Source organism: Paenarthrobacter sp. NPDC058040, assembly GCF_042885775.1.
Lineage (GTDB): Bacteria > Actinomycetota > Actinomycetes > Actinomycetales > Micrococcaceae > Arthrobacter.
Genome location: NZ_JBHVRN010000015.1, coordinates 77,765 through 99,649, shown reverse-complemented (window position 1 = coordinate 99,649; position 21,885 = coordinate 77,765). Strand labels below are relative to the sequence as shown.

At 61.0% G+C, this 21,885-nt stretch carries 18 protein-coding genes; 8 read left to right on the top strand and 10 right to left on the bottom strand.

Going from position 1 to position 21,885, the window contains the following annotated elements:
* Nucleotides 1–57: 57 nt before the first annotated feature.
* The 5 genes from ACFVSJ_RS19835 (at nt 58) to ACFVSJ_RS19815 (ending at nt 9,865) form a co-directional block, all read left to right on the top strand.
* On the top strand, nt 58–1,746 hold the full coding sequence (locus ACFVSJ_RS19835; RefSeq protein ID WP_387438773.1) for an ArsR/SmtB family transcription factor: 1,689 nt from the start codon (nt 58–60) through the stop codon (nt 1,744–1,746).
* A 1,522-nt stretch (nt 1,747–3,268) separates the two neighbouring features.
* Nucleotides 3,269–3,901 (top strand): division plane positioning ATPase MipZ, encoded by a 633-nt coding sequence (locus tag ACFVSJ_RS19830; protein WP_387438772.1) that lies wholly within the window; start codon nt 3,269–3,271, stop codon nt 3,899–3,901.
* Complete coding sequence (locus ACFVSJ_RS19825; protein WP_387438771.1) at nt 3,901–4,221, top strand: hypothetical protein; 321 nt, start codon at nt 3,901–3,903, stop codon at nt 4,219–4,221. Before ACFVSJ_RS19830 ends, ACFVSJ_RS19825 begins: the two co-directional genes overlap by 1 nt.
* 239 nt (nt 4,222–4,460) lie before the next feature.
* Nucleotides 4,461–4,808: a TnpV protein gene (locus ACFVSJ_RS19820; protein WP_387438769.1), complete on the top strand. Its 348-nt coding sequence runs from the start codon at nt 4,461–4,463 to the stop codon at nt 4,806–4,808.
* A gap of 41 nt (nt 4,809–4,849) precedes the next feature.
* Nucleotides 4,850–9,865 carry a helicase-related protein gene (locus ACFVSJ_RS19815; protein WP_387438768.1) on the top strand — a complete coding sequence of 1,672 codons (5,016 nt, stop codon included), beginning with the start codon at nt 4,850–4,852 and terminating at the stop codon, nt 9,863–9,865.
* 106 nt (nt 9,866–9,971) lie between these two features.
* On the opposite strand, the gene ACFVSJ_RS19810 is transcribed toward ACFVSJ_RS19815, so the two are convergent.
* The 4 genes from ACFVSJ_RS19810 to ACFVSJ_RS19795 all read right to left on the bottom strand — a co-directional run bounded on the left by ACFVSJ_RS19810 (nt 9,972) and on the right by ACFVSJ_RS19795 (nt 14,673).
* The gene (locus ACFVSJ_RS19810; protein ID WP_387438766.1) at nt 9,972–10,490 is read right to left on the bottom strand and encodes a hypothetical protein; all 519 of its coding nucleotides are present in this window, start codon (nt 10,488–10,490) and stop codon (nt 9,972–9,974) included.
* Nucleotides 10,491–10,813: 323 nt separating this feature from the next.
* Entirely contained in the window at nt 10,814–11,380 is a 567-nt protein-coding gene (locus ACFVSJ_RS19805; RefSeq protein ID WP_387438764.1) for a hypothetical protein, read from the bottom strand.
* A gap of 497 nt (nt 11,381–11,877) precedes the next feature.
* On the bottom strand, nt 11,878–12,624 hold the full coding sequence (locus tag ACFVSJ_RS19800; RefSeq protein WP_387438763.1) for a hypothetical protein: 747 nt from the start codon (nt 12,622–12,624) through the stop codon (nt 11,878–11,880).
* Nucleotides 12,625–12,867: 243 nt separating this feature from the next.
* Nucleotides 12,868–14,673, bottom strand: a complete 1,806-nt coding sequence (locus ACFVSJ_RS19795) for a hypothetical protein (protein WP_387438762.1) — start codon at nt 14,671–14,673, stop codon at nt 12,868–12,870.
* 1,529 nt (nt 14,674–16,202) lie between these two features.
* Between ACFVSJ_RS19795 and ACFVSJ_RS19790 the strand changes: the two genes are divergently transcribed.
* From ACFVSJ_RS19790 to ACFVSJ_RS19780, 3 genes are all read left to right on the top strand, one after another.
* Nucleotides 16,203–16,340, top strand: coding sequence for a hypothetical protein (locus ACFVSJ_RS19790; protein ID WP_387438830.1), 138 nt, complete (start codon nt 16,203–16,205; stop codon nt 16,338–16,340).
* 591 nt (nt 16,341–16,931) lie between these two features.
* A complete protein-coding gene (locus ACFVSJ_RS19785; RefSeq protein ID WP_387438761.1) occupies nt 16,932–17,408 on the top strand; it encodes a hypothetical protein in 477 nt (158 codons plus the stop codon).
* Between the two features lie 51 nt (nt 17,409–17,459).
* Nucleotides 17,460–17,825 carry a hypothetical protein gene (locus ACFVSJ_RS19780; protein WP_387438759.1) on the top strand — a complete coding sequence of 122 codons (366 nt, stop codon included), beginning with the start codon at nt 17,460–17,462 and terminating at the stop codon, nt 17,823–17,825.
* Between the two features lie 83 nt (nt 17,826–17,908).
* On the opposite strand, the gene ACFVSJ_RS19775 is transcribed toward ACFVSJ_RS19780, so the two are convergent.
* The 6 genes from ACFVSJ_RS19775 to ACFVSJ_RS19750 form a co-directional block, all read right to left on the bottom strand.
* Nucleotides 17,909–18,052 carry a hypothetical protein gene (locus tag ACFVSJ_RS19775; RefSeq protein WP_387438757.1) on the bottom strand — a complete coding sequence of 48 codons (144 nt, stop codon included), beginning with the start codon at nt 18,050–18,052 and terminating at the stop codon, nt 17,909–17,911.
* A 9-nt stretch (nt 18,053–18,061) separates the two neighbouring features.
* Complete coding sequence (locus ACFVSJ_RS19770) at nt 18,062–18,445, bottom strand: hypothetical protein (RefSeq protein ID WP_387438756.1); 384 nt, start codon at nt 18,443–18,445, stop codon at nt 18,062–18,064.
* A complete protein-coding gene (locus ACFVSJ_RS19765) occupies nt 18,442–18,801 on the bottom strand; it encodes a hypothetical protein (protein ID WP_387438755.1) in 360 nt (119 codons plus the stop codon). Before ACFVSJ_RS19765 ends, ACFVSJ_RS19770 begins: the two co-directional genes overlap by 4 nt.
* Before the next feature lie 53 nt (nt 18,802–18,854).
* Nucleotides 18,855–20,153: a Y-family DNA polymerase gene (locus ACFVSJ_RS19760; protein WP_387438754.1), complete on the bottom strand. Its 1,299-nt coding sequence runs from the start codon at nt 20,151–20,153 to the stop codon at nt 18,855–18,857.
* Nucleotides 20,154–20,191: 38 nt separating this feature from the next.
* Complete coding sequence (locus tag ACFVSJ_RS19755; RefSeq protein WP_387438752.1) at nt 20,192–20,623, bottom strand: LexA family protein; 432 nt, start codon at nt 20,621–20,623, stop codon at nt 20,192–20,194.
* A 290-nt stretch (nt 20,624–20,913) separates the two neighbouring features.
* Nucleotides 20,914–21,219: a hypothetical protein gene (locus tag ACFVSJ_RS19750; protein ID WP_387438751.1), complete on the bottom strand. Its 306-nt coding sequence runs from the start codon at nt 21,217–21,219 to the stop codon at nt 20,914–20,916.
* Between the last annotated feature and the right edge of the window lie 666 nt (nt 21,220–21,885).

Genomic DNA, 21,885 nt, shown 5'->3' with positions numbered 1-21,885 from the left:
TCGTACCGTTTGGGGCGTTGGATTGGCCAAAGGTTTCAGTATCCTCGGCCGAGGAACGTGCCGAAGATCACCCGGAGTCTTCCGGAGCGTCCTGCTGCAGTGATGGTCCACGGCACGGATGGCAGTGTTGCCACGCTGTGCCTGGACTTTGATACCTCGAAAGCTTTGAAGGGCGTGGTCGACTCCGACGTCGCCCGGGTGGGCCGTTTGCTCTTAGCCTGCGGCATGAGGTTTGTCGAAGACTTCTCCCCCAGCGGCGGCCGTCACCTGTACGTCCCGCTGCACGCCCGCCTGGAAGGCGCCGAGGCCCGGGAGCTGGTCGAAGCGTTGGCGTTGATGGCGACGAGTTTGGACCCGAGCCCGCACCAGAACATCACCGATGGTTGTATCCGTGTTCCTGGTTCGGTTCACAAGTCCGGTGGCCACCAAACCTTGATCACTCCCCTGTCCGAGGCATATGACATCCTGCGGCGCCGTAACCCGGCACGGACCTTGGTGGAGTTGCGTGCGGCGTTGGCGCCTGAATTGGCCCGCAAGCGTGCCCTGAAGGCCCGGGAAGCGAAGACTGCGGCCGCGCAGCGGACCGGTGGGTTCCCGGCGCTGCCGTTCACGGCTGGTAGCGAGTCGCCGTTGCGCCGGGTCGCCCGGACCGGCCTGTACGACACGGCCAGGTACAAGAGTCCGTCCGAGGCCCGGATGGCTGTGCTGAACCACTTCAGTGCCTGCGGCTGGACGCTGCAGCACGTGGAGAGCGAGCTCGCCGGCCAATTCCCTGGACTGGCCGCTCTCTACGGATCCGCAGAACGCCAGGCACGCCTCCTGCCCTACGAGTGGACCAAAGCCCAAAGCTTCACCAGCACCACACCGGCACCGGAAAAACCCCTCCCCCGTAAACATGGGGAGAAGAGTGCCCTTATTAACAACACAAGCCGGACTTTAACCACAGGGGGGGCGGGGAAATCCAGTGTCGCTGGTGTGCACCAGCTCGTGAACGACCTGGAAAATATCCTCTACGGAGTCCTTGACCACAGATTCCAGAAGCGCGGCCGCGAGGGCCTGAGCCTTCGCTTGTTGATCCGTGGACTCCTGGGGTACATGCGGGCCAAAGAAACAGACATTCTCGACGTCGGGTGCCGCACCCTGGCAGCGGCTATGGGTAAGCACCACGTCACTATTGCCCGGCTGTTGCCTATCCTCGCAGCAGCCTCTGACGGGATTCTCACCAAGATCGCCGACGCGCGCCAAAAAGCAGCTGACGTCTACCTCATTCAACTCCCTGAGCATTTCCAGCAACTAGCCAGGGCATTGACTTGGCGGAAAGGAAAAATCCACGCCATCCGCCCCGTCTTCCGGGCCCTGGGAGATCCCGCAGCCCTCGTCTACGAGGCCATCGAACGTGGCCGGCACTCCCCCACCACCGCGGAAATCGTCCGTGCCAGTGGTATTAGCCGCAATGCTTGTTCGGCTGCGTTGGCCGAGATGGAAACACTGGGGATGATCCAGCGCGAGGGCGGCACTTGGCGAGCCACGTCAGTCAACCTGCGAATGCTCGCCGCCAGGCTCGGTGTCCTCGATGACTACCTCGACCAGATCAGCCGCAATCGCCACGAACGCGCCATCTGGCACGCCTACCTTGCCCGGTTCCTCGACACCTACCTTGAAGAAGCAGACCTCTACGACCAGGAACGAGAAGAACACTGGCCACCGCCTGACGAGGCCCTCACACTGTGGCATGAGGCTGCCTAGGCCTAGAGCAATGTCCTAGGGTAGCTAGCCTTGCACTGAATTGGCTGCGGCGAGCCCGTGGATGCAATGCGAATAGATCTAGTTCCGAGATGCTTTAACTTCGATTCCAGCGCTCGTGTGCGGACTGCCTGCTGATCTTCAGCGCGGCGCCTATGTCGGTCCAGGAGACACCTGCTTGTCGTGCAGCATCGACCCCTCGTCCAACACGGGCCTCTGATTCTTTCAGGGCTCGGTATGCTGCTTCCAATTCAGAAACCGCAACAGCCGGTACTGCGTGTGTAGACCACTCTTGTGCGAGGGCGTTCTCAACCGGGACTGATGGGACTGCGTCGCCAAGAAAGGCTACGTATGCCTTGCGCTTCAATAAGTTGGCCTCTTTGGGCGTCAGTACGCGGTTCCATCGAGGCCCCGTCCAGCCGCACGAACAGGCGGCGTGCCAACCTATGACGTGGTCGTCCTGGACGATTTCGTGGTTGGGCATGAGTGGATTGCGAGGATGAGCACCAGTGATCCCTTCGACATAAACGCCTCCTGCCCTGATGTCTCTTGAAATCCGACCGTCGGGTACAACAGCACCCAACCATCCTTCGTGAATTCCGTCCAGCATGTCCCAGCGCATAGTCCAACCTTTGGTCCAGTCCGAAGCTCCCCCACGCGTACAAACCTCGTACTCGTGGCGCTTGTCAGGAAATCCTGACAATGAGATCTTTGCACAAGAGACACTGCTGGAGGATTGAAGAAGCTGTCTGTTTTGTTAGCTGACTGATATCACGACAACGCTTCGACGGATGTGCGGGCGCCGACATCGCTTTGGTACCACTTTGCTAGCACTTTGAAACTGTTGGAAAGGTAGATTGCAGAGGCGCAAGTATATGTATGCGGCTTCGAGAAGGAGCGTCCCCTCTCATTGCAATTTGGGACTGAAGCGCTTGGACTCGTGACATTCTCAGAGCTATGTCGCGCTATCGATTTGCTAGCGCTTTGATAGCACTCTGATACCGCTAGCAAATCGATAGCGCGCGTCCTGTGGCACGCGGGGTTGCCTTGCTTTCAAATTACTAGCACTTTGCAAGTGCTAGTAATTCAAAAAGTGTGGATGAACAGAACACTGCGCTCCAGGTGGCCGAGTCCTGGCGGCACACCTTCGAGCACTACTGATTTGCTAGCGCTTTCATAATGCTAGTGCTTTGCTAGTGCTTTGCTAGCGTTACGAAACTTGATGCAGGCACTCCCCCGCTCGAGGTGTGGGCCCATGGGGCCAAAGATCCCAGTGCCATTGGTGGGCCCAGCTTAGGGTGACGGGCATTCCGCGGTTCTTGTGGGTCGTGGGTTGTGATCTGCTTTCAAATCACTATCACTTTGCAAGTGCTAGGGATTTGAAAGCAAGGATAAGCGGGACGCTGCGCTCGATGCGGCCAGGCGCACTTCTCGCACTAGTAGTTTGATAGCACTTTGCAACTGCTATCAAATCAGTAGCGTGTCGCTAGCAGTTTGATAGCCAGGGTGCGCTAGCGTGAATGCCATGATCATTGTTGTTGGAAGCGAAAAGGGTGGCGTGGGCAAGTCCACGGTTGTCACCAATCTTGCAGTTGAGCTGGCCAAGCGTGGTCTGCGCCTGGCAGTCGTGGACGGGGACCGGCAACGATCCACTGCCCGTTGGGCGGGCGACCGTGAGGAAGCAGGGCATAAGCCGCAGATTTTTGTCGTTGAGAAGCTGGGGAGTCTTCACGAAACACTCCGGGAACTCGATTCCAGCTACGACGTGGTCTTGGTCGACGTCGCGGGCAAGGACAGCAAGGAAATGCGTACCGCTATGACCGCAGCTCACCAGCTGCTGATCCTGACCCAGTCCAGTCAGTTTGATTTGGATACGTTGGAGACGGTCGACCGACTCATTGACACTGCCCGGGACTTCAACCCGGACCTACGCGTCCGAGGAGCCTTGACTCGCGTTTCCACGAATGCTTTTGAGTCTGAAAGCGCCGATGCGAGAGAGTATCTGGCTGATTACCCAAGCATCGAGCCTCTGACAACCGTTCTCTACGAACGCAAGGCCTATCGCGACGTGGTGGGGGAGGGGCTAGGCGTCGTTGAATGGAAGAACCCGAAGGCCGCACGTGAAATCCGGGGACTGGTAGAGGAGCTGATCGGCTGATGGCCCTGAAGAAACGTTCTCCCGCCGACCGGGCTCGCGACGAAGCGATCGAGGCCTTTGGTAATGCAGCTGAACCACTCCTGGCGGCGCCTCCGGCGAGAAGTGAACAACCAACACCTATTCGACCCAGCGTCACGCCTGAACTGAGTGACCTTAGAGATAAGGAGAACCCAAGGACGATGTTGCTTCGCTTCGAAAACGAGATGGATTTGTCTGCACTTCTGACTTCCGTGGCAGCCCTGGAAGGTCGAAAGAAGCATCCTATGGCTTTACGCGCTCTGAGGATCGGGCTTGAGCAGGTCAGAAGCACCTACGAATAATTTCTAGTGCTAGCTATTTGATAGCAGTTCAAAATCACTTGGGCAGTGTCCAAATGGGACGCCGTAGGACCAGCGGGCGGCTCTGACTCGTTTGACAAGCAGCCGAACTAATTCCTCGCTAGCGTGGCTTTTCGGATGAGAAAAGTCGGTAGGGGAGTGATCGGTGGCGGGGCGTAAGAAGCAGATTGATGGTCAGTTGAGCTTTGAGGCTCTGTGGGCGGCACCGGAGGAGGAACGTGATGAACAAGTACGGCAGGCAGGCGCAAGAGGCCTGGAAGATAGCCAGCCCAACCCGGTATGGCGAGATTCAGAACCCGGAGGAGTTCTTCACGAAGCTGGGGGAGCAGGCCCAAGAACGGGTGGACGAGCTGCAGGTCAAGATCGCGGGCCCGGACCCGAAAGGGGAGGGGTATCTGGAGAAGGTCGGCCGGTTGAACGCGGCCCGGGGCCAGGCCGAGGAGATCGTCCGGTACGAGCTGCTTTCGCCTCCGGAGACGGAGGCCGAGGAGGACGAGTACGAGTCCCCGAGTATCAAGGAGCATCTGGAGTTCATGGCCGAAGCGCAACGCCTTCGGGAACAACTCTAGAAACTGCCTCCGAGGGGTTCCGTCCAGCGTCTCAGGAGGATTTGGCGCCGTCGGGTGCCCGGAGCCGTATCAGGGCGAACCTTGAAGCCCTCGAGGTACTCCAAACGCTCCAGACCGAGGACCGGGTCGCCACGGATGCTGAGAAGGCGGTCCTGGCGCGTTGGGGGAGTTGGGGCGCGCAAGGTGTCTTCCAGATCTTCGATGAGTCCCGGGACGAGTATGCGGGGGACCGGGAGCACCTGCGCAGCCTCCTGACCGAGGCCCAGTACGGTGCCGCCCGCCGGACCACGATCAACGCCCACTACACCGACGCCGCCTACGTGAAAGCCATGTGGGCCGCTGTGCAGGATCTCGGCTTCGAGGGCGGCACCGTGTTGGAGCCGGGATCCGGTGTCGGAACCTTCATCGGCTTCGCGCCCGAGAACGCGGAGATGACCGGTGTGGAGCTGGACCCGACGACCGCGGCGATCTCCCAGGCCCTCTACCCCGGGGCCACGGTCCGGGCGGAGTCCTTCGCGGACACCAAACTGCCCACGGGCTACTTCGATCTGGCCATCGGCAACGTGCCGTTCGCGAACGTCGCCCTGCACGATCCCCGGCATAACGCCGGCGGTCATTCGATCCACAACCACTTCATCCTTAAATCCCTGGAGCTGACCCGCCCGGGCGGGATGGTGGCCGTGTTGACGTCCAGCTTTACCCTGGACGCCACGAACCCGGCAGCACGCCGGGAAATGAACCAGCTCGCCGACCTCGTCGGCTCCGTCCGCCTGCCCACCGGCGCCCACCGCAAGGCCGCCGGCACCGACGCCATGACCGACCTGTTGATCTTCCGCCGCCGGGAACCCGGCCAGGAACCGGCCTCCACGCTCTGGGAGACCGTCAGCGCCCGCAGGATCGATGGGACCATCACCCGCCTGAACTCCTACTTCGATGAGCACCCCGACCGGTTGCTGGGGGACCTGCACGTGGCCCACGGCATGCACGGGGCCGAAACCCTGCACCTGACCACCGACGACCTCTCCACCGTCCCGGACCGCCTGAACACTGCCCTTGCCGGCATTGTCGCCGACGCGAAGGCTGCCGGTCTGGTCATCACCGAACGCACAGCGGACCAGGAGCGCCAGCGCGCCGCCTACGTCCCGGCCGCAACAAATGAGTGGGAAGGTCACATCAGCGCCACCGGCGCCGGGTTCACCGTTGTCGAAAACGGCTCGCACACCGACCTGGCTGTCCCTAAAACCCAGGCCGCGGAACTGCGCGCCCTGCTGGGCTTGCGGAACGCCGGCCGGAAGCTCCTCACCGCAGAAGCCGAGTCCCGGGACGACACCGCCGACATCGACATGCTCCGTGATGAGCTGAAGACCGCTTACGGCCGGTACGTGGACACGTACGGGCCGATCAACCGGTACACGCTCCGGGACACCGGCCGCGTGGACCAGGATACGGGCGAGCCCATCCAGGCCCGCACCACACCCCGCCCGGTGACCATTCTGGGTCGTGACCCGTTCGGGCCTTTGGTCAAAGGGCTGGAGAACTTCGACGACGCCACCCAGACAGCCACTCCGGCTGCGCTGCTGTCCAGCCGTCAGGTCCAGCCCCGTCGCCCCATCCTTGGCGTCGATACCGCCGAAGAAGCCCTGACCGTCACCCTCGACACCGTCGGTGAGGTTGACCTGGACTACGCCGCGTCCCTCCTCGGCACCAGCCCGGACGAGGCACGGGCGGCCATGGGGGAGAGCATCTACCAGGTGCCCGGCCCGGAGGAGACCTTTCAGACCCGTGCCGAATACCTCTCCGGGAACGTCCGCGAAAAACTGGACATCGCCCAAGCCGCCGCCCTCACCGACGACCAGTACGCCGTCAACGTCCGGGCCCTCACAGAGGCCATTCCGGAACCTTTGCGCATGGACGAGGTCGAAGCACGCCTCGGGGCGGTCTGGGTCGACGCCGACACCCACCAGGAATTCGTCCGCGACATCCTGGCCGACCCCTATGCCACCGTGACCAACGCGGCCGGGTCCCTGTGGGACGTCAAAGCCAACCGCCACACCCTGACGGCCACGAGCAGCTGGGGCACCCAACGGATGCCCGCCTCCGACATCCTCAAACAGGTCCTCGAACAACGCCCCGTGCGCGTCACCGACGAAGGCGAGGACAAACGCCGGATCCTGAACCCCACCGAAACCGCCGCCGCACAGGAGAAAGCACAACTGCTGCAGGAACGGTTCAGCGAATGGGTCTGGGAAGAACCCGAACGCGCCAACCGCCTCATCGACGAGTACAACCGCCGCTTCAACTCCATCGTGCTCCGCGACTACACCACCGAAGGGGAACGGCTGACCCTGCCCGGGATGGCCAAGGACTTCTCCCCCCGCCCGCACCAACGCGCGGCCGTGGCCCGGATGCTGTCCGAACCCGCCGTGGGCCTGTTCCACCAAGTCGGTGCCGGCAAGACCGCCGAGATGGTCATGGGCGTCATGGAACTGCGCCGGCTGGGCATGGTCAACAAACCCGCCGTCATCGTCCCAAACCACATGCTCGAACAATTCGCCCGGGAATGGCTGCAGGTCTACCCGCAAGCGAGGATCCTCGCCGCCTCATCGGCCGACCTCGCCGGGGACAAACGCCGCCAGTTCGTCGCCCGCGCGTCAGCGAACCAGTGGGACGCCGTCATCATGACCCGCACCGCGTTCCAGCGCGTCAGCCTCAGCCCGGAAGCCGAAGCCGCCTACATGCGGGCCGAAGTCGCCCAAGTACGCGCCGAACTCGAAGCCGCCAAGAGCAACGCCGGGGACAACGGACGTGCCAACGCGAGCATCATCAAACGGCTCGAAAAGGCCGTCATGGGCCGGGAAGAGCGACTGAAAGCCAAACTCGACACCCCCGCCGACCCCGGGATCAGCTTCGAGGAAACCGGCATTGACTACCTCGTCGTGGACGAGCTGCACGACTACAAGAACCTTGAAACACCCTCCAACATCCCCGGCGCCGCCATCACGGGCTCCAACCGCGCCTCCGACCTGCACATGAAGACCGAGTTCCTGCGCCACCGCGAAGGCCGGCGCGTGATCACCGGCGCCACGGCCACACCGATCGCGAACTCCGTCACCGAAATGTACGTCATGCAACGCTACCTCCGCCCGGACCTGCTCCAGGCCGCCGGGATCAAGGACTTCAACACCTGGGCCGCGACGTTCGGGCAGGTCGTTGAAGAAATGGAACTCACCGTCGCCGGCGGGGACCGGTTCAAACTCAAGAGCCGCTTCGCGAAGTTCCAGAACGTCCCCGAACTGTTGAAAATGTTCCACACCTTCGCGGACGTCAAAACCGCCGAAGACCTCAACCTCCCCACCCCGGACCTGGCACCACGGGACGGGGACGGCCTGCGGCAGCCGAACATGATCACCGTTGAACCCAGCCCCGAACTGCGCGCCTACATCCAGGACATCGGCGACCGAGTCGACGCCATTCAGCAGCGCCTTGTGGACTCCGAGGAAGACAACATGCTCAAAGTCTCCTCGGACGGCCGCAAAGCAGCCCTGGACATGAGACTCGTGGACCCCGGCCTGTACCAGGCAGGGCCCACGAAGATCAGCGCCACGGCCGACCTGCTGGCCAGCGTGTACGAAGAGTACAAAGACCGCCTCTACACCGACCCGTCCACCGGGGAACCCGACCCCGTTCCCGGGGCGTTGCAGCTGGTCTTCTGCGACTTCGGCACCCCCTCGGAGAAGTGGAACGTCTACGGCGAACTCAAAGACCAACTCCGCCGCCGGGGCGTGCCCGAACACATGGTCCGGTTCATCCACGAAGCCAAAAACGACAATGAGAAGGGCCGGCTGTTCGCCGCCGCCCGCTCCGGACAGATCGCCGTCCTCATCGGGTCGACCTCGAAGATGGGTGTCGGGACCAACATCCAGAAAAGGGCCGTGCACCTGGTCGACATGGACGCCCCCTGGCGGCCGGCCGACGTCGAACAACGCCACGGCCGGATCCTGCGGCAAGGCAACCAAAACCCCGAAGTGCGGATCTCCCAGGTCGTGACCAAGGAATCCTTCGATTCCTTCATGTGGCAGGGACTGGAACGGAAGTCCAGGTTCATCAACCAGATCATGCGCGGACGCCTCGACGTCCGGGAAATCGAAGACATCGGCGACAACACCCTGAACTTCGCCCAAGCCAAAGCCATCACCAGCGGCAACCCCCTCGTCCTCGAAAAAGCCGTCGCCGACCAGGAACTGGCCCGTCTGTCCCGCCTCGACAGGGCGTACAACAGGAACCAGGTCGCTGTCGCCCACACCAAACGCGGAGAACAAACAGCAGCCGACGCCGCAGCCCACGACCTGCCCCTCATCCACGCCGCCATCGAACGGACCGTGGACACCACCGCCGACAAGTTCAAAGCCACCATCAACGGCCAAACCCTCGACAACCGCACCGACGCGGCCGAAGCCCTCCGGGCATGGGCCGGACGGCAAGGGCACCGGCTCATGAACCTCTACGGCTACGACGAACTCGGCACCATCGCTGCCCTCGGCGGCCACGAACTCCGCGCCAAACTCATCCCCGGCCGGGACCTCGACCGCTCCACAGTGGAAGTCCGCCTCGAAGGAGTCCCCAGAGCCACGACCCAGATCTCCCGCAAGGGCCTGCTGGCAGCAGATGTGGGCACGATCCGGCAGCTCGAAAACAGAGTCTCCTCCCTGCCACGGCTCGCCGCAGACGTCGAAACCCGACGCCAGGATGCTCTCACCCGCATTGACCAAGCCGACAAAGCCCTCGCCGAACCCTTCAAACACGCCGAAGCGCTCAAAACCGCCCAAGCCAACACGGCACGCATCGACCAACTCATAGCCGACACAGCAAAACCAGAAGAACCTGTTCGGTCCGAAGCCGGGCCGAACATCGACCCACGCCTGGAGAAAGTTCAACGCCTCATGAACGCGTCATTTCCGCATCTGTCAGGCTCCGCAGCCCCGGGTGTAGGCGTCACGAGATCCGAGCCTCTCAGACTGAAGCAAGCGCACCAGCAACGGACGGAGTACGACCGCTGAACACTCAACGCTGCCATGCGACTATGTCGGCGGTTTCGAGCCCTGTGCCTGCACGTCCAAACAGATTTCGCTTAGACCTTGACGCGACGTTTGAAGCGTTGTCGCGCTACGCCGTGAACTCTCGCAAACTGAGCACTAATTCGGGTTCGAGTAGGAAATAGATGGCCTTCTGACCGTGGGCGCAGTAATTGGTATCTGCGCAGATCAGAGCGACAAGCACTTTCATGAAGTAAGCAAGCTTCGTTGGGGAACTTGGAAGGACAGAGTTGATTGCCTCAGTCTCGACTTTTCCGATGACGTTGGCTACAAAGCGAGGGACTTTGGCTTTGTGGCAGAGCTCCTTTGCTGTTTTGCCGACAAGCTCACTCGGTTCTGTGTGGATAAGGAGTTCGGCCGCGTTCCACAGGACGCCGCACAACCAGTGATTTCCTTTCCACTTGTGGAGGACGGAGCGGTTCTTGGCTTCCAGTAGATCGGCGGCCGCTTCGGAGAAAATCGAGTCAAGGTCAAACACGCCACAGGCCAACAGCTCGCCGCCCGCTCTCGAGACTTGCCTCTCATACTCCGTAACGTTCGGGTTCGTGGGACGCTGTTGAGGCGCTATTGGTGACGGGTGTCTGTACATCTCGTGATAATTGATGGTTGCCGGACGCGGTAGGCTCCCTTCCGTTTGGGTCGGATTATTCCGGAGAGAGTCGGCTGGATTTGAGGCTCTGGGATAGTTGGTCTGCGGCGTCGCGCTTCTCCCAAAGCAACACTTTCTATGGTTTTCACTCCCCAAACGATGCTGTTGGTATCCGCTGCTGGGGTTTGTGCATGGAACCATCATCAACTACTTACCTCTAATCTCTGTCCGTTAACTTCGAAGCCTGTTCCACCAGCTTCTATCTATCGCGCCGAATTAGCCGCTTCTTGCTCGCCTGAAGAGGCAGACGCCTATTTGCTGCTCTAGTAGGCCGGAAAGCTTGGAATTTGTTCCAGAGGCGGGCTCACGTGGATGGTCGTTCGTGAACTTTGGGGCGCTGGCACCAGCCCTTGGCTGAACGAGAGCAGCAGTTCTTCGATGGCGTGTCGACCCCAACCGAGCAATACGAATGCTCGCTCTTCGTTCAGGACCCTGCCTGTTATAACTCCTCCACCCTCCATCACGTGCCTGTATGCGAAGCCATTGAACAGTTGTGGCGCCCAAGAGAATCCGTGTGCAAATCCGGAACACAGCTGCCATCTGGAGAAGAACTCTGTTCCCCGTTCCTTATCCGTCTGCTGCAGGGCAGCAGTTCTGTTCAGAGCAGACTTCACTGCAGTTTTCTTCATACCTAGGAAGGATGCACTGCTTAGTAGGCTGTCTATCTGGGCATTCATATCTATTGCTGCGATGTTCGCGTCCTGCTGGACTCTATCCGGAACCGTGGTATTTCCCGCTAGATGCCCGAAATACTTGCCTGCATTGAAGAGCGAATCATGGGCGACCCGCAGCGCGCGCTCCTGGCGTCCGACGCGGCCAGCCCCCGTCATTTCCACATACCAATGCAAGACAGCTCAATTGAGCCTCGCACAAGGGTCGGAATGCCCGCAGGGTGCAGCCGACCAAGCCCGGCCGCCAAATCGTAGGCAGCGGAGAGGTCGTCTACTGCAGAATCGAGTAGAGATCGGACGATTGCAGCGACCGATGAGCCCTCGGGCATCCCTTGCTCATCGCCGGATAGCACGCTGTCTGGATGCGGGGCATATGAGAGTCTGTTGGTTGACCGGTCTTGCGTCTTCTGGAGCCATTCGTTCAATTCCTCCCAGTCGAGTAGTGAGGCATCCTCGTTGTTCAGCATATGCAAAGTTTGTCAGAGCAGGCTCCTGCAGCTTCGCAGCATTCGTGACCAACCCTTCACAATTCGACGCTCAGCCAGCTTCCCTTCAGACTGTCTCCCTACTTTAGACTTCCCAAAGTGCAGCTGCCTGGTGACGTTCCCTAGCTGTCGAGATGATAATCACGAATGCAACGGGGTGTTGTCGCTAACTCAGATTTCGGAGAGTTGTTGGTTTCCGTTGATGCGCCAACGGATGCCTTCGGGATCAGTGAATTCTAAAGCGACGAGTGGAGCAAACCACTTGAAAGCTTTACGATCATCGGCGCTGAACCACCCATTTCCTGTGGCTCTCCATGTGAGGTTCGAACGGTAACCGGATGACCCGAGGTTGCTTTCGGATACCCTGGCGATAGTCACGTTGAACAGCGCGACTTCCTGGGGAAGAGGTTCTGGGATGATGATTCTGCAGTCCGAGTAGGGTTCGAAAGCGTCTCCTGGGAAATCTGCGCGGCATCTGAAAACGAGTTGCCCATCCAAAGCCGACCTGTGTCCCGGCAGGCCGCGATCATGTTTAGCCGAAACATCGAAAGTAACAGCGTGAGCAAATCTTTTGTGATGGGCATCTCTGCGAAGGGCTTCCGCGGAGGCTGCAGCCGCATCGGCAGTCGCCCTGTCGTCAAGTTCATCTTTGCGTTGGGCAGTCTGGATAGAAACAGCTCGCGTCTGCACCCGGACGGCCAAGATCGCGCCCACAAAACCACCGAAGGTCACCACCGCGCCAGCCCAATCCGCGATGTTACCCCAGTCCGCTTCGAGAGGGGCGGTCTTGACCTGCAGTGCACAACAGAGCGCCACAATGATTCCAGTTAGCCCAATGCAGGCCCAAAGCAGTCCACTTTCAAGTGTCGTTCGCTGGGACAGCCAACTCTTGGGGCTGCGTCTTTCTGAGGTCGTCATTTAGTCAAGTTTTCCTGAAAATTTGGCGAGAATAGTGTCTGTTAGGTGCACGCCCGAAGCTAAGCCCTCACCTCACGCTGCAAGTGCCAAACCCAATCCGGAGATTCAGTTGTGATCGCCGGTCCCTGGTGCTCGCAAGGCAACGACACATTCAAGCAGCCGATTCTGTCCCTTACTTAGAGTTCCATCCGATCTTGTGTAACGGCTCAGCCGCGAAGACCTCCTAAATCTGGAGATCAGAGGCTACTGACCTTCCTGCATGGGACCCAAGCCGCAAACCTCTTCGATCTCCAATTGTGTCGCACCCGCCGCGTTCGCAGCGGATCGAAGATGCTCGCTGGCTGAGGCGACCATGTGCGGTTCTGAGGTGGCCAGAATGATTCGGTCGGCGCGCAGGGCGACAGCGATGTCAACCTTCTTTCTCGCTGCGTCTGCAGACAATGCGCGAGTACTGCCCAAGCGGCCGTTGGACTTTGCTTCAACTAGGACGACTTTTCCGTCGACATGAGCGATCAAATCGATCTCTGCTACCCGTGCTGACGTACCTGCTTTACGGAACTCCATTTCTGAGCTGTCCGCGTACTCCCAAGATCCTTGCTGCAGCTTCTGGGCTGCAAAAAGGCCTACATCTCCGTTGGTGGCCATAAGCTCCCGGAAGGCAGGGTGGAGGTCATAGAACCAAGGAGGATTATCTGTGTCTGTTCTCCACCGTGCTGCCGCCAATTCATTGACTGCCAGGCAGCGGGAACATTCAAAGCGCTGGCCGACTTGGCCAAGTCTTACAAAAGAGGCGCGACCGCATTCCGTGCAATCCAATACAAAACCTCGCCACAACAACTCGGCTTCGGCTAAGCGATCAATCCAACCTTTGATGGACTGTTGGGCGATGCCCGGTAGCACACGACAGAACGATTGGAAGCGGGGGTAGGGGTCTTCTCCAAGAACAACGCCGTCACCCTGCGGGAAGGCACTACTCGTCCTAGCATTCCTGCCTAGTGTCGCGAAGATTCGAAGCGCCGGGTGGAATGGGCCTGCGATCAACGACACCAGAGCAGTTCTGCCACCGAGCCGGCGTGACAGCAGCTGTGCGTGCAGACCAGGGAGTGAAGGGACAGCGTCGAGTCCTGCTTTGCTGGCCATTGCCTGTATCCAGGGTTGCATGCCCAGAACCTTGAGCCTTGGCCTATAAATTTGGCTTGCCAGTGAGGTTCCGGCAAGAATGAGACCCCCAGCTTGGGAGTGGTAACTGAGGCCCTCACGGCTGCTCCGGACAGATTGGGTGCTGTAATGCCGCCGCTGGTCAGGATCGAGAAATTGTTGTGGAACGCCTCGGCCACGCGGCATGGCTGTGTTGGAAAATCCGACGCTCACATACCAATAGGGTCTCTGCCCATCCTTCCCGAAGAGAAGCTTGGCCGGGATGGGAGAGGACATCGGTGCCCTCATATGAAGGGTTGAATCTTCTCCAATGAATGCCGGTACGGATAACGACGTAACGGCTGGGTCCTCGACGACCAATTGGTGGAGGCCGAGTTCGAGAGCAGGACGTCCAATTTCCATATCGCCTGGCAACCGAAGGACCGCATCGAGCATTCCTGTGGCCGTTCCGCGCAAGGGGCTCGTCTCCCAGGATTCCACTTCGAGGACGGCCGCAATCGCGCTGAGCTCCGCGTCTTCCAGCGACGAGGAAGTAAGCATGAGACGATCAGCATTACCTTGAATGCGGTCGGCCGCCAGCCCTAGGGCCGAACGAATGCTGAACGCCATGCGGGACTCGGCCAGCATTCTGGGTGTGATCCACACTCCGAAGCCCAACAGTCGTTCGTACGCATATGCCAAGGCAAAATCCTCTGCACTGTCTCCGATGACGATTGCTCCGCCTTCGCCCGAAAAACGATTACGCACTTGAGCAAGGCCCGCCCCGGGTTCATCGAACCAGAAGCGGGGATCTTTTGAAGAAGCATCCTGTCCATCAATATTTAGGCTCTGCATCACTTCAATGGGCAGGGTACGAGACCACCGCTCAGCACCCAACGCAATCCTCATCATTTGAGCAGAGTCCGGCTCCGATCGATTGGGACTAACTTCTACTTCCTTGGAGTGCGGAAGGATTCCGGTACGTATGGATAGGGAGAGCGCTGAGTCCGATTCCCAGGCCTCCGACACTGCGAGAAGCCTAAAGTCGGTGTTTCGCCGGGCGGCAGCAACCCAGGACGTTCTACCCGGTTCCGAATCAAGGTACGAGAGCGTCTCATTCTCCTGCCGGTTGTCCGGAAAAGCCTGCTTGAAAGGGGTGCAGTGATCAGAGACGAGCCTTCTTGCCTCGATCGCCGCTGCGTCCGCTCGGGGCAAATCCGGTCCACGTAGAAAGCTCTCAGAATTAGGAGCAGAGATTGAAGCACTTTCATTTGCACTCGATGCATGCATCCGGGCAATACGCTCACGTTCACTCTGTGTCGCGCGAAGAGCCACCACATGGTCTGGATCGTACGATCTGACTACGTCCAGGATTCCGGCATCGACTGTCCCGTCCTTCCGGTAGGGAACGAGGATAAATCCCGCCCCACCCCAGTAGTTTCCGACCGATGCTATTGCAAAGCGGGCGTTCTCACGCCAGTGATCGTCTCCGGGGAACAGCACGGCCACGCGCGCTGGCCTCAGGAGAACGTCTGCGTTTGTATAGGTTTCAGTGAGCACATCCACAAGACAATTGAACATCGTTGCGACGAGCTCGATGGACGAATTACTTGGAGCGAGGCGGGCAAGAAGAGGTCATTGCTAGAGCCTACGATGACCGGCGCGTTTCATTGTGCAGGTCATGCCTGATAGTGCTAGCGTTCTTATGCTGAGGATTACCCCGACGACGCTGCTTCAAGGACTTCCTCCCCGCCTTGGCGCGAGCCTCTTCCAAGATTTCGGCTTCGTTTCTTCGGGCCCAGACCAAGACAGTAAGAACGATTCCAAATAGCAGGTACATGCACGCTGTAATCACGATCGCCGACCATATTAGTGGCATCGTTTCATTGACCGCTGCGTAATAAAGGCAAGATGCCTCGGCTATCACTACTGTGACCACTTGGCTTGCGAAGAAGAACCGCTCTGGGTGCTGCATCCTGAAACCAAGAAGAAGCGGCCCTAGGAGGCCAGCGACTAAGAGGGCAGGAATTACCTGCGCCAGAAGGGAAGCAGCTGCAACACTCATGGACCACATCCTAAGGGCGAAGTCATCGGGGCCAGATGACAGAACGAGTTGTTCCTTGCCGTTGAGTGAGGGTGGCCGCGGACTGCTACTTCCGCCGAGGAGCTTCCTGCTGACTCTTTGAAGGAGCCGGGTTCCCGAGAACCTTTGAGGCGCTGAGCCCCGTGCAGCTGGCCTTGCTGGGCGGCGCCGTACAGGTCATCGTCCCCACCAAACCGGCCTGCGGCGGCCTGCGAAGACAGCCGGCTCCGCAGGCCCCAGCTCCCAGCCATGTCACGCCTGCGGGAGCGCCCGCCGAAACCCAAAGGTCACCTACTGCACGGCCGCAGCAAAACGGACCAGCGCCAGGGCCGCCTTCTTGGCAACGAACGGCCAGGAGATGGATGAATTCCGGTCGGACTTCATCACCAAAGCTGCCATGGACGAGGTATGTCGCCGCGAACCCCTGTACAGCGAAGGGAGCGCCTTCCCGGGCGCAACGCGAAACCTCGCCCCGGGACGAAACGTCGCCCCATAGGTGTGTTGCCGGCTTTGACAGCAATGCGTGGAAAGCTGGCATGGGGGTCGGGTATCCGACCCCCTGGGTTCCTGGCGTCTATTTGGGAGGCAGTGCCACGTGTTTCTTTATGAGAGCCGCCATACGTGGAGGGCGAGTGCGGGGTGGTTCGTCCGCAATTGCCCCCAGCTCAACCTTGGCCAGGGAAGAGCACCTTCTTGGCAAAGGTTGGTTTGACGCGCCTGGCGCCATCCAGTTCGCCCGTCGGTTGTATAGCTCAAGCTCATAAGAACGGACATGCACTGGGTCTTCTGAGGGATGGCCTTGGTTCGTAGGGCTCCTTTTGTGACCCAACTGCGCGCTTCCCGCCATCCCGATGAAAGCAGAAATGCTGCGTAGGGGTGCGCCGACTGGCGGGACCCTAAATCAACTGACAGGACCCATGTCGAGCGCGTACTGGATTCACTGCCCGAACCCACGCCCATGCCGCGGATCGTCAGCTGCCGGGTCATCAGCGTCCGCAACAACGGCCCCGAACTGATTGAACCAGCCGGAGCATAGCCTCTGATCTGGTGTTATGTGATGCCGCGGGTGTTCGATAGCGTGGATTGGATGACTCCCGCGTCCCGCCCTTCGATGCCCGGCGGCCCTGTTGCGTCCGCACAGCGAATCGTTGCCTTCCTCGAAGACGCCGGAACCCTGCCGAGGGGCACCGCGGCCCCGGGCACCGTGGAAGAGGAGCTGTATCGGGCGTTGAAGCGGATGCGGATCCTTCACCGTAAAGGAAGCTTCGATCAGGGGGCTGCTTCGTTGCTGGATGCGGCGTGCCTTGGGTGGGCGAACGGTCGGGCTGTTGGCAGCGATCGGCTGTGGCAGGAGCGCCGGGACGAGCTCATTGCGTGGATTGGCGCCACCGGGCGACTGCCGCACCCGTCCGCCGGCGATGACACCGAGCGGTCATTGGCGAGCTTGGTTGCCGCGTACCGGAAGCACGCCCGGCACGGCCGCCACCTTGATCGCATCAAAGAACTCGACGAGCACGTACCCGGGTGGTCATCGACGCCGTCGTGGGTGCCGCGATCCGAATGAGGCCCGTGGGGATAGGGTGTAAATGTCGGGCCCAGCTGATAGGAATCAACCATGACATCCTTAGGAGCGCGCGTGGACACTGACGAGGAACGTGACGAGGACGGCCGACTTCCTGGAGCGCCCGCGTGGAACGGGGACCTGGAAACACTGAGTCCCGCGGGTCTCGACGCGCACGATAAGGGCCTCGTCACCCATATTGGGAATCTGACGGTGCTCTATGGTGTCCTTACCGAGCCTGCATGGCGGGTCCGCGCACCGGAGGAGCGCAGGGCTGACCAGTTCGAGAAGTGGGTGGAGCGCCTCGCCGTCGTGCGCAACGAACGGAACCGCCGCGAAACCCAGGTCGGTGGGCTCGACGTCTACATCAAACTCTTCAGCACGCCAGCGTGGAACAAACCCTGGACCGGCAAGCCCTGACAAACATCACCAGGCATAGGACTGAGAGGACCGTCCACGCATCCTTAGGCACGAGCGGTTCCCTTGCCCAATGGGTTTCTAGGTCAGGCGGTGCGGATGACGATGGCTTTGGAACCTTCGGGGATCTTCGCCTCTGCCGCGGCCTTGGCATCCTCATAGGTGGCGGCTTCGGCGGTGACATGGCTGGTTGCCCCTGCAGGGTCTTCTACGGTCAGGATCACTTCCACGGAAGCATCCTAGACCCGGGTGGGGAAGGACTGTTCCAGGGCCCCCACCAGCACGGGCGCGGGTGCGGTGTCGAGGATGTCGACGGGGCGGCGGCCGCGCAAGGCATTCCGTGGCGTGAGCATCCAGGCGGTGAAGTAGTTGTGCGGAACTTTCAGCTCCATCGCGCGGCGGAACAATGCTGTCACCGCCGGGTGAAGGGACAGGTCGGCCCGGAACTGGAACCCTGGACAGAACGTCCCGCCGTCGATGAACACCCGAATTACTTGTTCTAGCACCGGGCCGGGGTCCTCGTGGATGGTTGATAGCCGTTCCCGGACTTGATCGAGGGCGGGCAGGGTGAACTCTGTCCTGACCTGTTCCCAGATGTGGTCGAGGGTAGGGGAGTGGTTCACGCCCACGTCTCTTCGACCCGGGCCGTGTTGTCGTGGCTGAGCGATTCAAGCAGCCACTGCTCCGACAGCGGTTCCCGGCGCAGGGACACCGTCGCCACACCACCACCACCGGCTGGTTGTGCCTGGAACTGCCAGTGTTCGACGGACACGACGTCCCCGGTGCCGCGGGGTGCCCGGTTGCGGGTTTCCCACCAGGCGTCACGGCTGTACCAGTGGTTCGTGTGCAGGGCGGGGTCGACCATCCAGATCCGGCCCTCGTGCCGGACGGCCAAGGGTGTGCCGTCGGGACTGAACCGCACGGACACCACGGGTAGGCTGCCGGTCTTGTGGGTGGGGTGTTCGGGTGCCAGCGTCATCTGGGCTTGCTCCTTACAAAGCGGGTAGGTGGAGGTGGTGGGTGGGCCGGGTGTTAGGCGGCTTTGACGAGGGGGAGTTCGTCCCAGTGGGTGGTGTATCTGGGGGAGAGCATGTCTCGTTTCATGGTCCAGCCGGGTCCGCCGCGGATCCCCGCATGGCCGAGGCCGATGGAGCCGCGGCCGTACCGTTTGGTGACGTCTTCGAGCAGGACCCCGATGCCGCGTTCTTCGTGGGGGTTTTCGAAGATTTCCAGGGGCCTCTGGTTCCCGGTGGGGCGCAGGTCGGTGACCATGATCCCCGCCCGCACATACTTCACGCCCTCATGGACCTGGGGGAGCAGGACGTGCGCGGCTTTCGTGAGCAGGACCGGGTCCGCCGTCGGAGCCGGCAAGACCACGCAGGTGGAGGGGAAGGATTTTTCGTTCGGGTTGAAGTGCGACGTCGCCGCGAACGCCGTCAGCACCTTGGCCTGCAGATCGTGCTTGGCCAGACGTGCCGAGGCCATCTGTGCGTACGCGCTCATGACCTGCCTCAACCCCGCGGCCGTCGTGATCGGCGTCGAGAAGGACCGGGAGAAGATCAGCTGGTCCCGTCCGATCCGTTCTTCCTCCATGGGGATGCAGGGGGTGCCTTGGAGTTCCAGGACGGTGCGCATCATCACGATGGAGAACTTGTCCCGGATCGCGACCGGATCCGCCCGCACCAGGTCCGCGATGCTGAAGATTCCCATCGCGTTCAGGCGCTTCGTCAACCTGGTGGCCACGCCCCAGATCTCGATCACGGAGAGCTTCGCCATGAGCGCTTCGCGCTGCGCGACCGGCACGGAATCCCACCGGCAGACACCATGGAACGCGGGGTTGTTCTTGGCCCATTTATTGCACAATTTCGCGAGCGTCTTCGTCGGTGCGATCCCGACGCAGACCGGCACGCCGACGTGCCGCCGGCACGCGGCCTTCATCTCCCGCCCCAACTCCAGCAGCTGGTCGGGTTCGCCTTTGACCCCGAGGAAGGCCTCGTCGATGGAGTACACCTCCAGCCAGGCCGAGTACCGGCCCAACAACTCCATCACCCGGGAGCTGATGTCCCCGTATAACTCGTAGTTACTCGACAGGGCAACCAGGCCCCATTCCTTGGCCCGCGGCCGGAGCTTGAACCACGGATCCCCTAAACCGATCCCGAGTCGTTTGGCTTCAGGGGAGCGGGTCACCGCGCACCCATCATTGTTGGAGAGCACGATGACCGGCCTCCCCTCGAGGGAAGGGTTGAAGGCCCGCTCGGCCGAGGCGTAAAAGCAGTTCACGTCCACGTGCGCGATTTCCTGCATCCGGCGCATCACCGCGGGTTTAGACATCGGAGCCACCGAGAATTGTGTATCTGATGCAATTGGGCTTACACATGGTGCAGGCACCTCGTGGCCACGCCCCAAATAATCAGGTCCGACAACGCCGGGACCTCGATATCCGGGAACCGCGGGTTGTCGGCCTGCAGGATCACGCCCCCGGCGGTGATCCGCAGCCGTTTGATGGTCAGTTCCCCGTCGAGGACGGCCACGACGACGGAACCGTCCTTCGGTTCCAGGGCGCGGTTCACGATCAACTCATCCCCGTCACTGATCCCGGCACCCTCCATGGACTGCCCGGTGACCCGGACGATGAACGTGCTGGTCACGTCCTTGATCAGATGGGCATTGAGGTCGATCCGGCCATCAAAGTAATCCTGGGCAGGGGACGGGTAGCCGGCAGCCACCGCAACCGGAGCCAGCAAAACGGTCACCAAAGAGAGTCCCGCATCTACCACACGGGGGCCAACTATCACGCCCACAACACACCTTTTATTCGAATATATGTTCGAATTTATCCTACTCCCAAGGGCAGACGAAATAAGCCGCCCAAAGGCGGCGTGGACGGCTTGCACGCCAATCGGGGACAGCTTTGAGCTGTGCGGAGGGCTCCACCTGCCCCCAGTGGGCACAACCCGTCCACCGCGACAGGCAGGCGTGATCCGGGTCTGTGATGCGCGGGTGAAGTCCGACGGCGGCGGGGTTCAGCGCCAGGCCCGGGCCGAAGAATCCGCTGTCAGGGGCGGGTCTGCCACATCGGGGTCGGCCAGATCTACCGGCCCGGTTCCTCAGTCGTGGGTGTGTTCGTGTCCGAATCGAGTATCTCTTTGATGAGCGCTGTGATGGCGCGGACGGCCTCGGGGTCGTCCTGCCAGCGGCTGCCATCCAGGCTGTAGGCGTGCACGTAGTTCAGTCCGGCTTCTCCGGCGACGTGAAGGAACTCACCGCGCGCGGAGTCGAGATCTGCCAGCTGCTCCGGCGTCAGTGGCTCACGCACCACGGCAGGGACCCCCAGCGGTGCGGGGGATCGCGGTGGTGCCGGTTTCGTGTGCCTGGTGAAAAGGCTTTTCAGTCCCACGGTCGCTGTTGTTCCTTCCACGAGGGTGTCCCGCCGGCAACATGGGGGGTGCCTCCGGCGGGACAAACCCACCGTACCAACCCCACCAATGGATCGACACTGCGGTGCTGGTCTCCGCTGCGCTCCAACCAGTAACGGGCGTCCACTGCGCTTCGCTTCGTGGCCGGCTGTTGGGCCCGGTCCCGTCGTCGCAGAGCTCCGCCGTGCCCGGACCTGTTTGTTTACAAGCGTTTTTTGTGGCTGTCCTTATGTTGTTACCGGGCTCAGTTCCGCGGTCATTGTAGGGTCGTGGCTACCCAGGGGAGGCGGGTATGGCTTTGTTGCTGTGGCCGGACGACACGTGCGTCACGGCTCCGTAGGATTGGCCGCCCGCCACCCCGCGATGACCCGACCGCTGATTGAGAGACGCGACATGATCGCCGGATAAGGACACGACGGCGCGGTTATCTGCTGGGCTCCTTATGTTGTTACCGGGCTCAGTTCCGCGGTCATTGTAGGGTCGTGGCTACCCAGGGGAGGCGGGTATGGCTTTGTTGCTGTGGCCGGACGACACGTGCGTCACGGCTCCGTGGGATTGGCCGCCCGCCACCCCGCGATGACCCGACCGCTGATTGAGAGACGCGACATGATCGCCGGATAAGGACACGACGGCGCGGTTATCTGCTG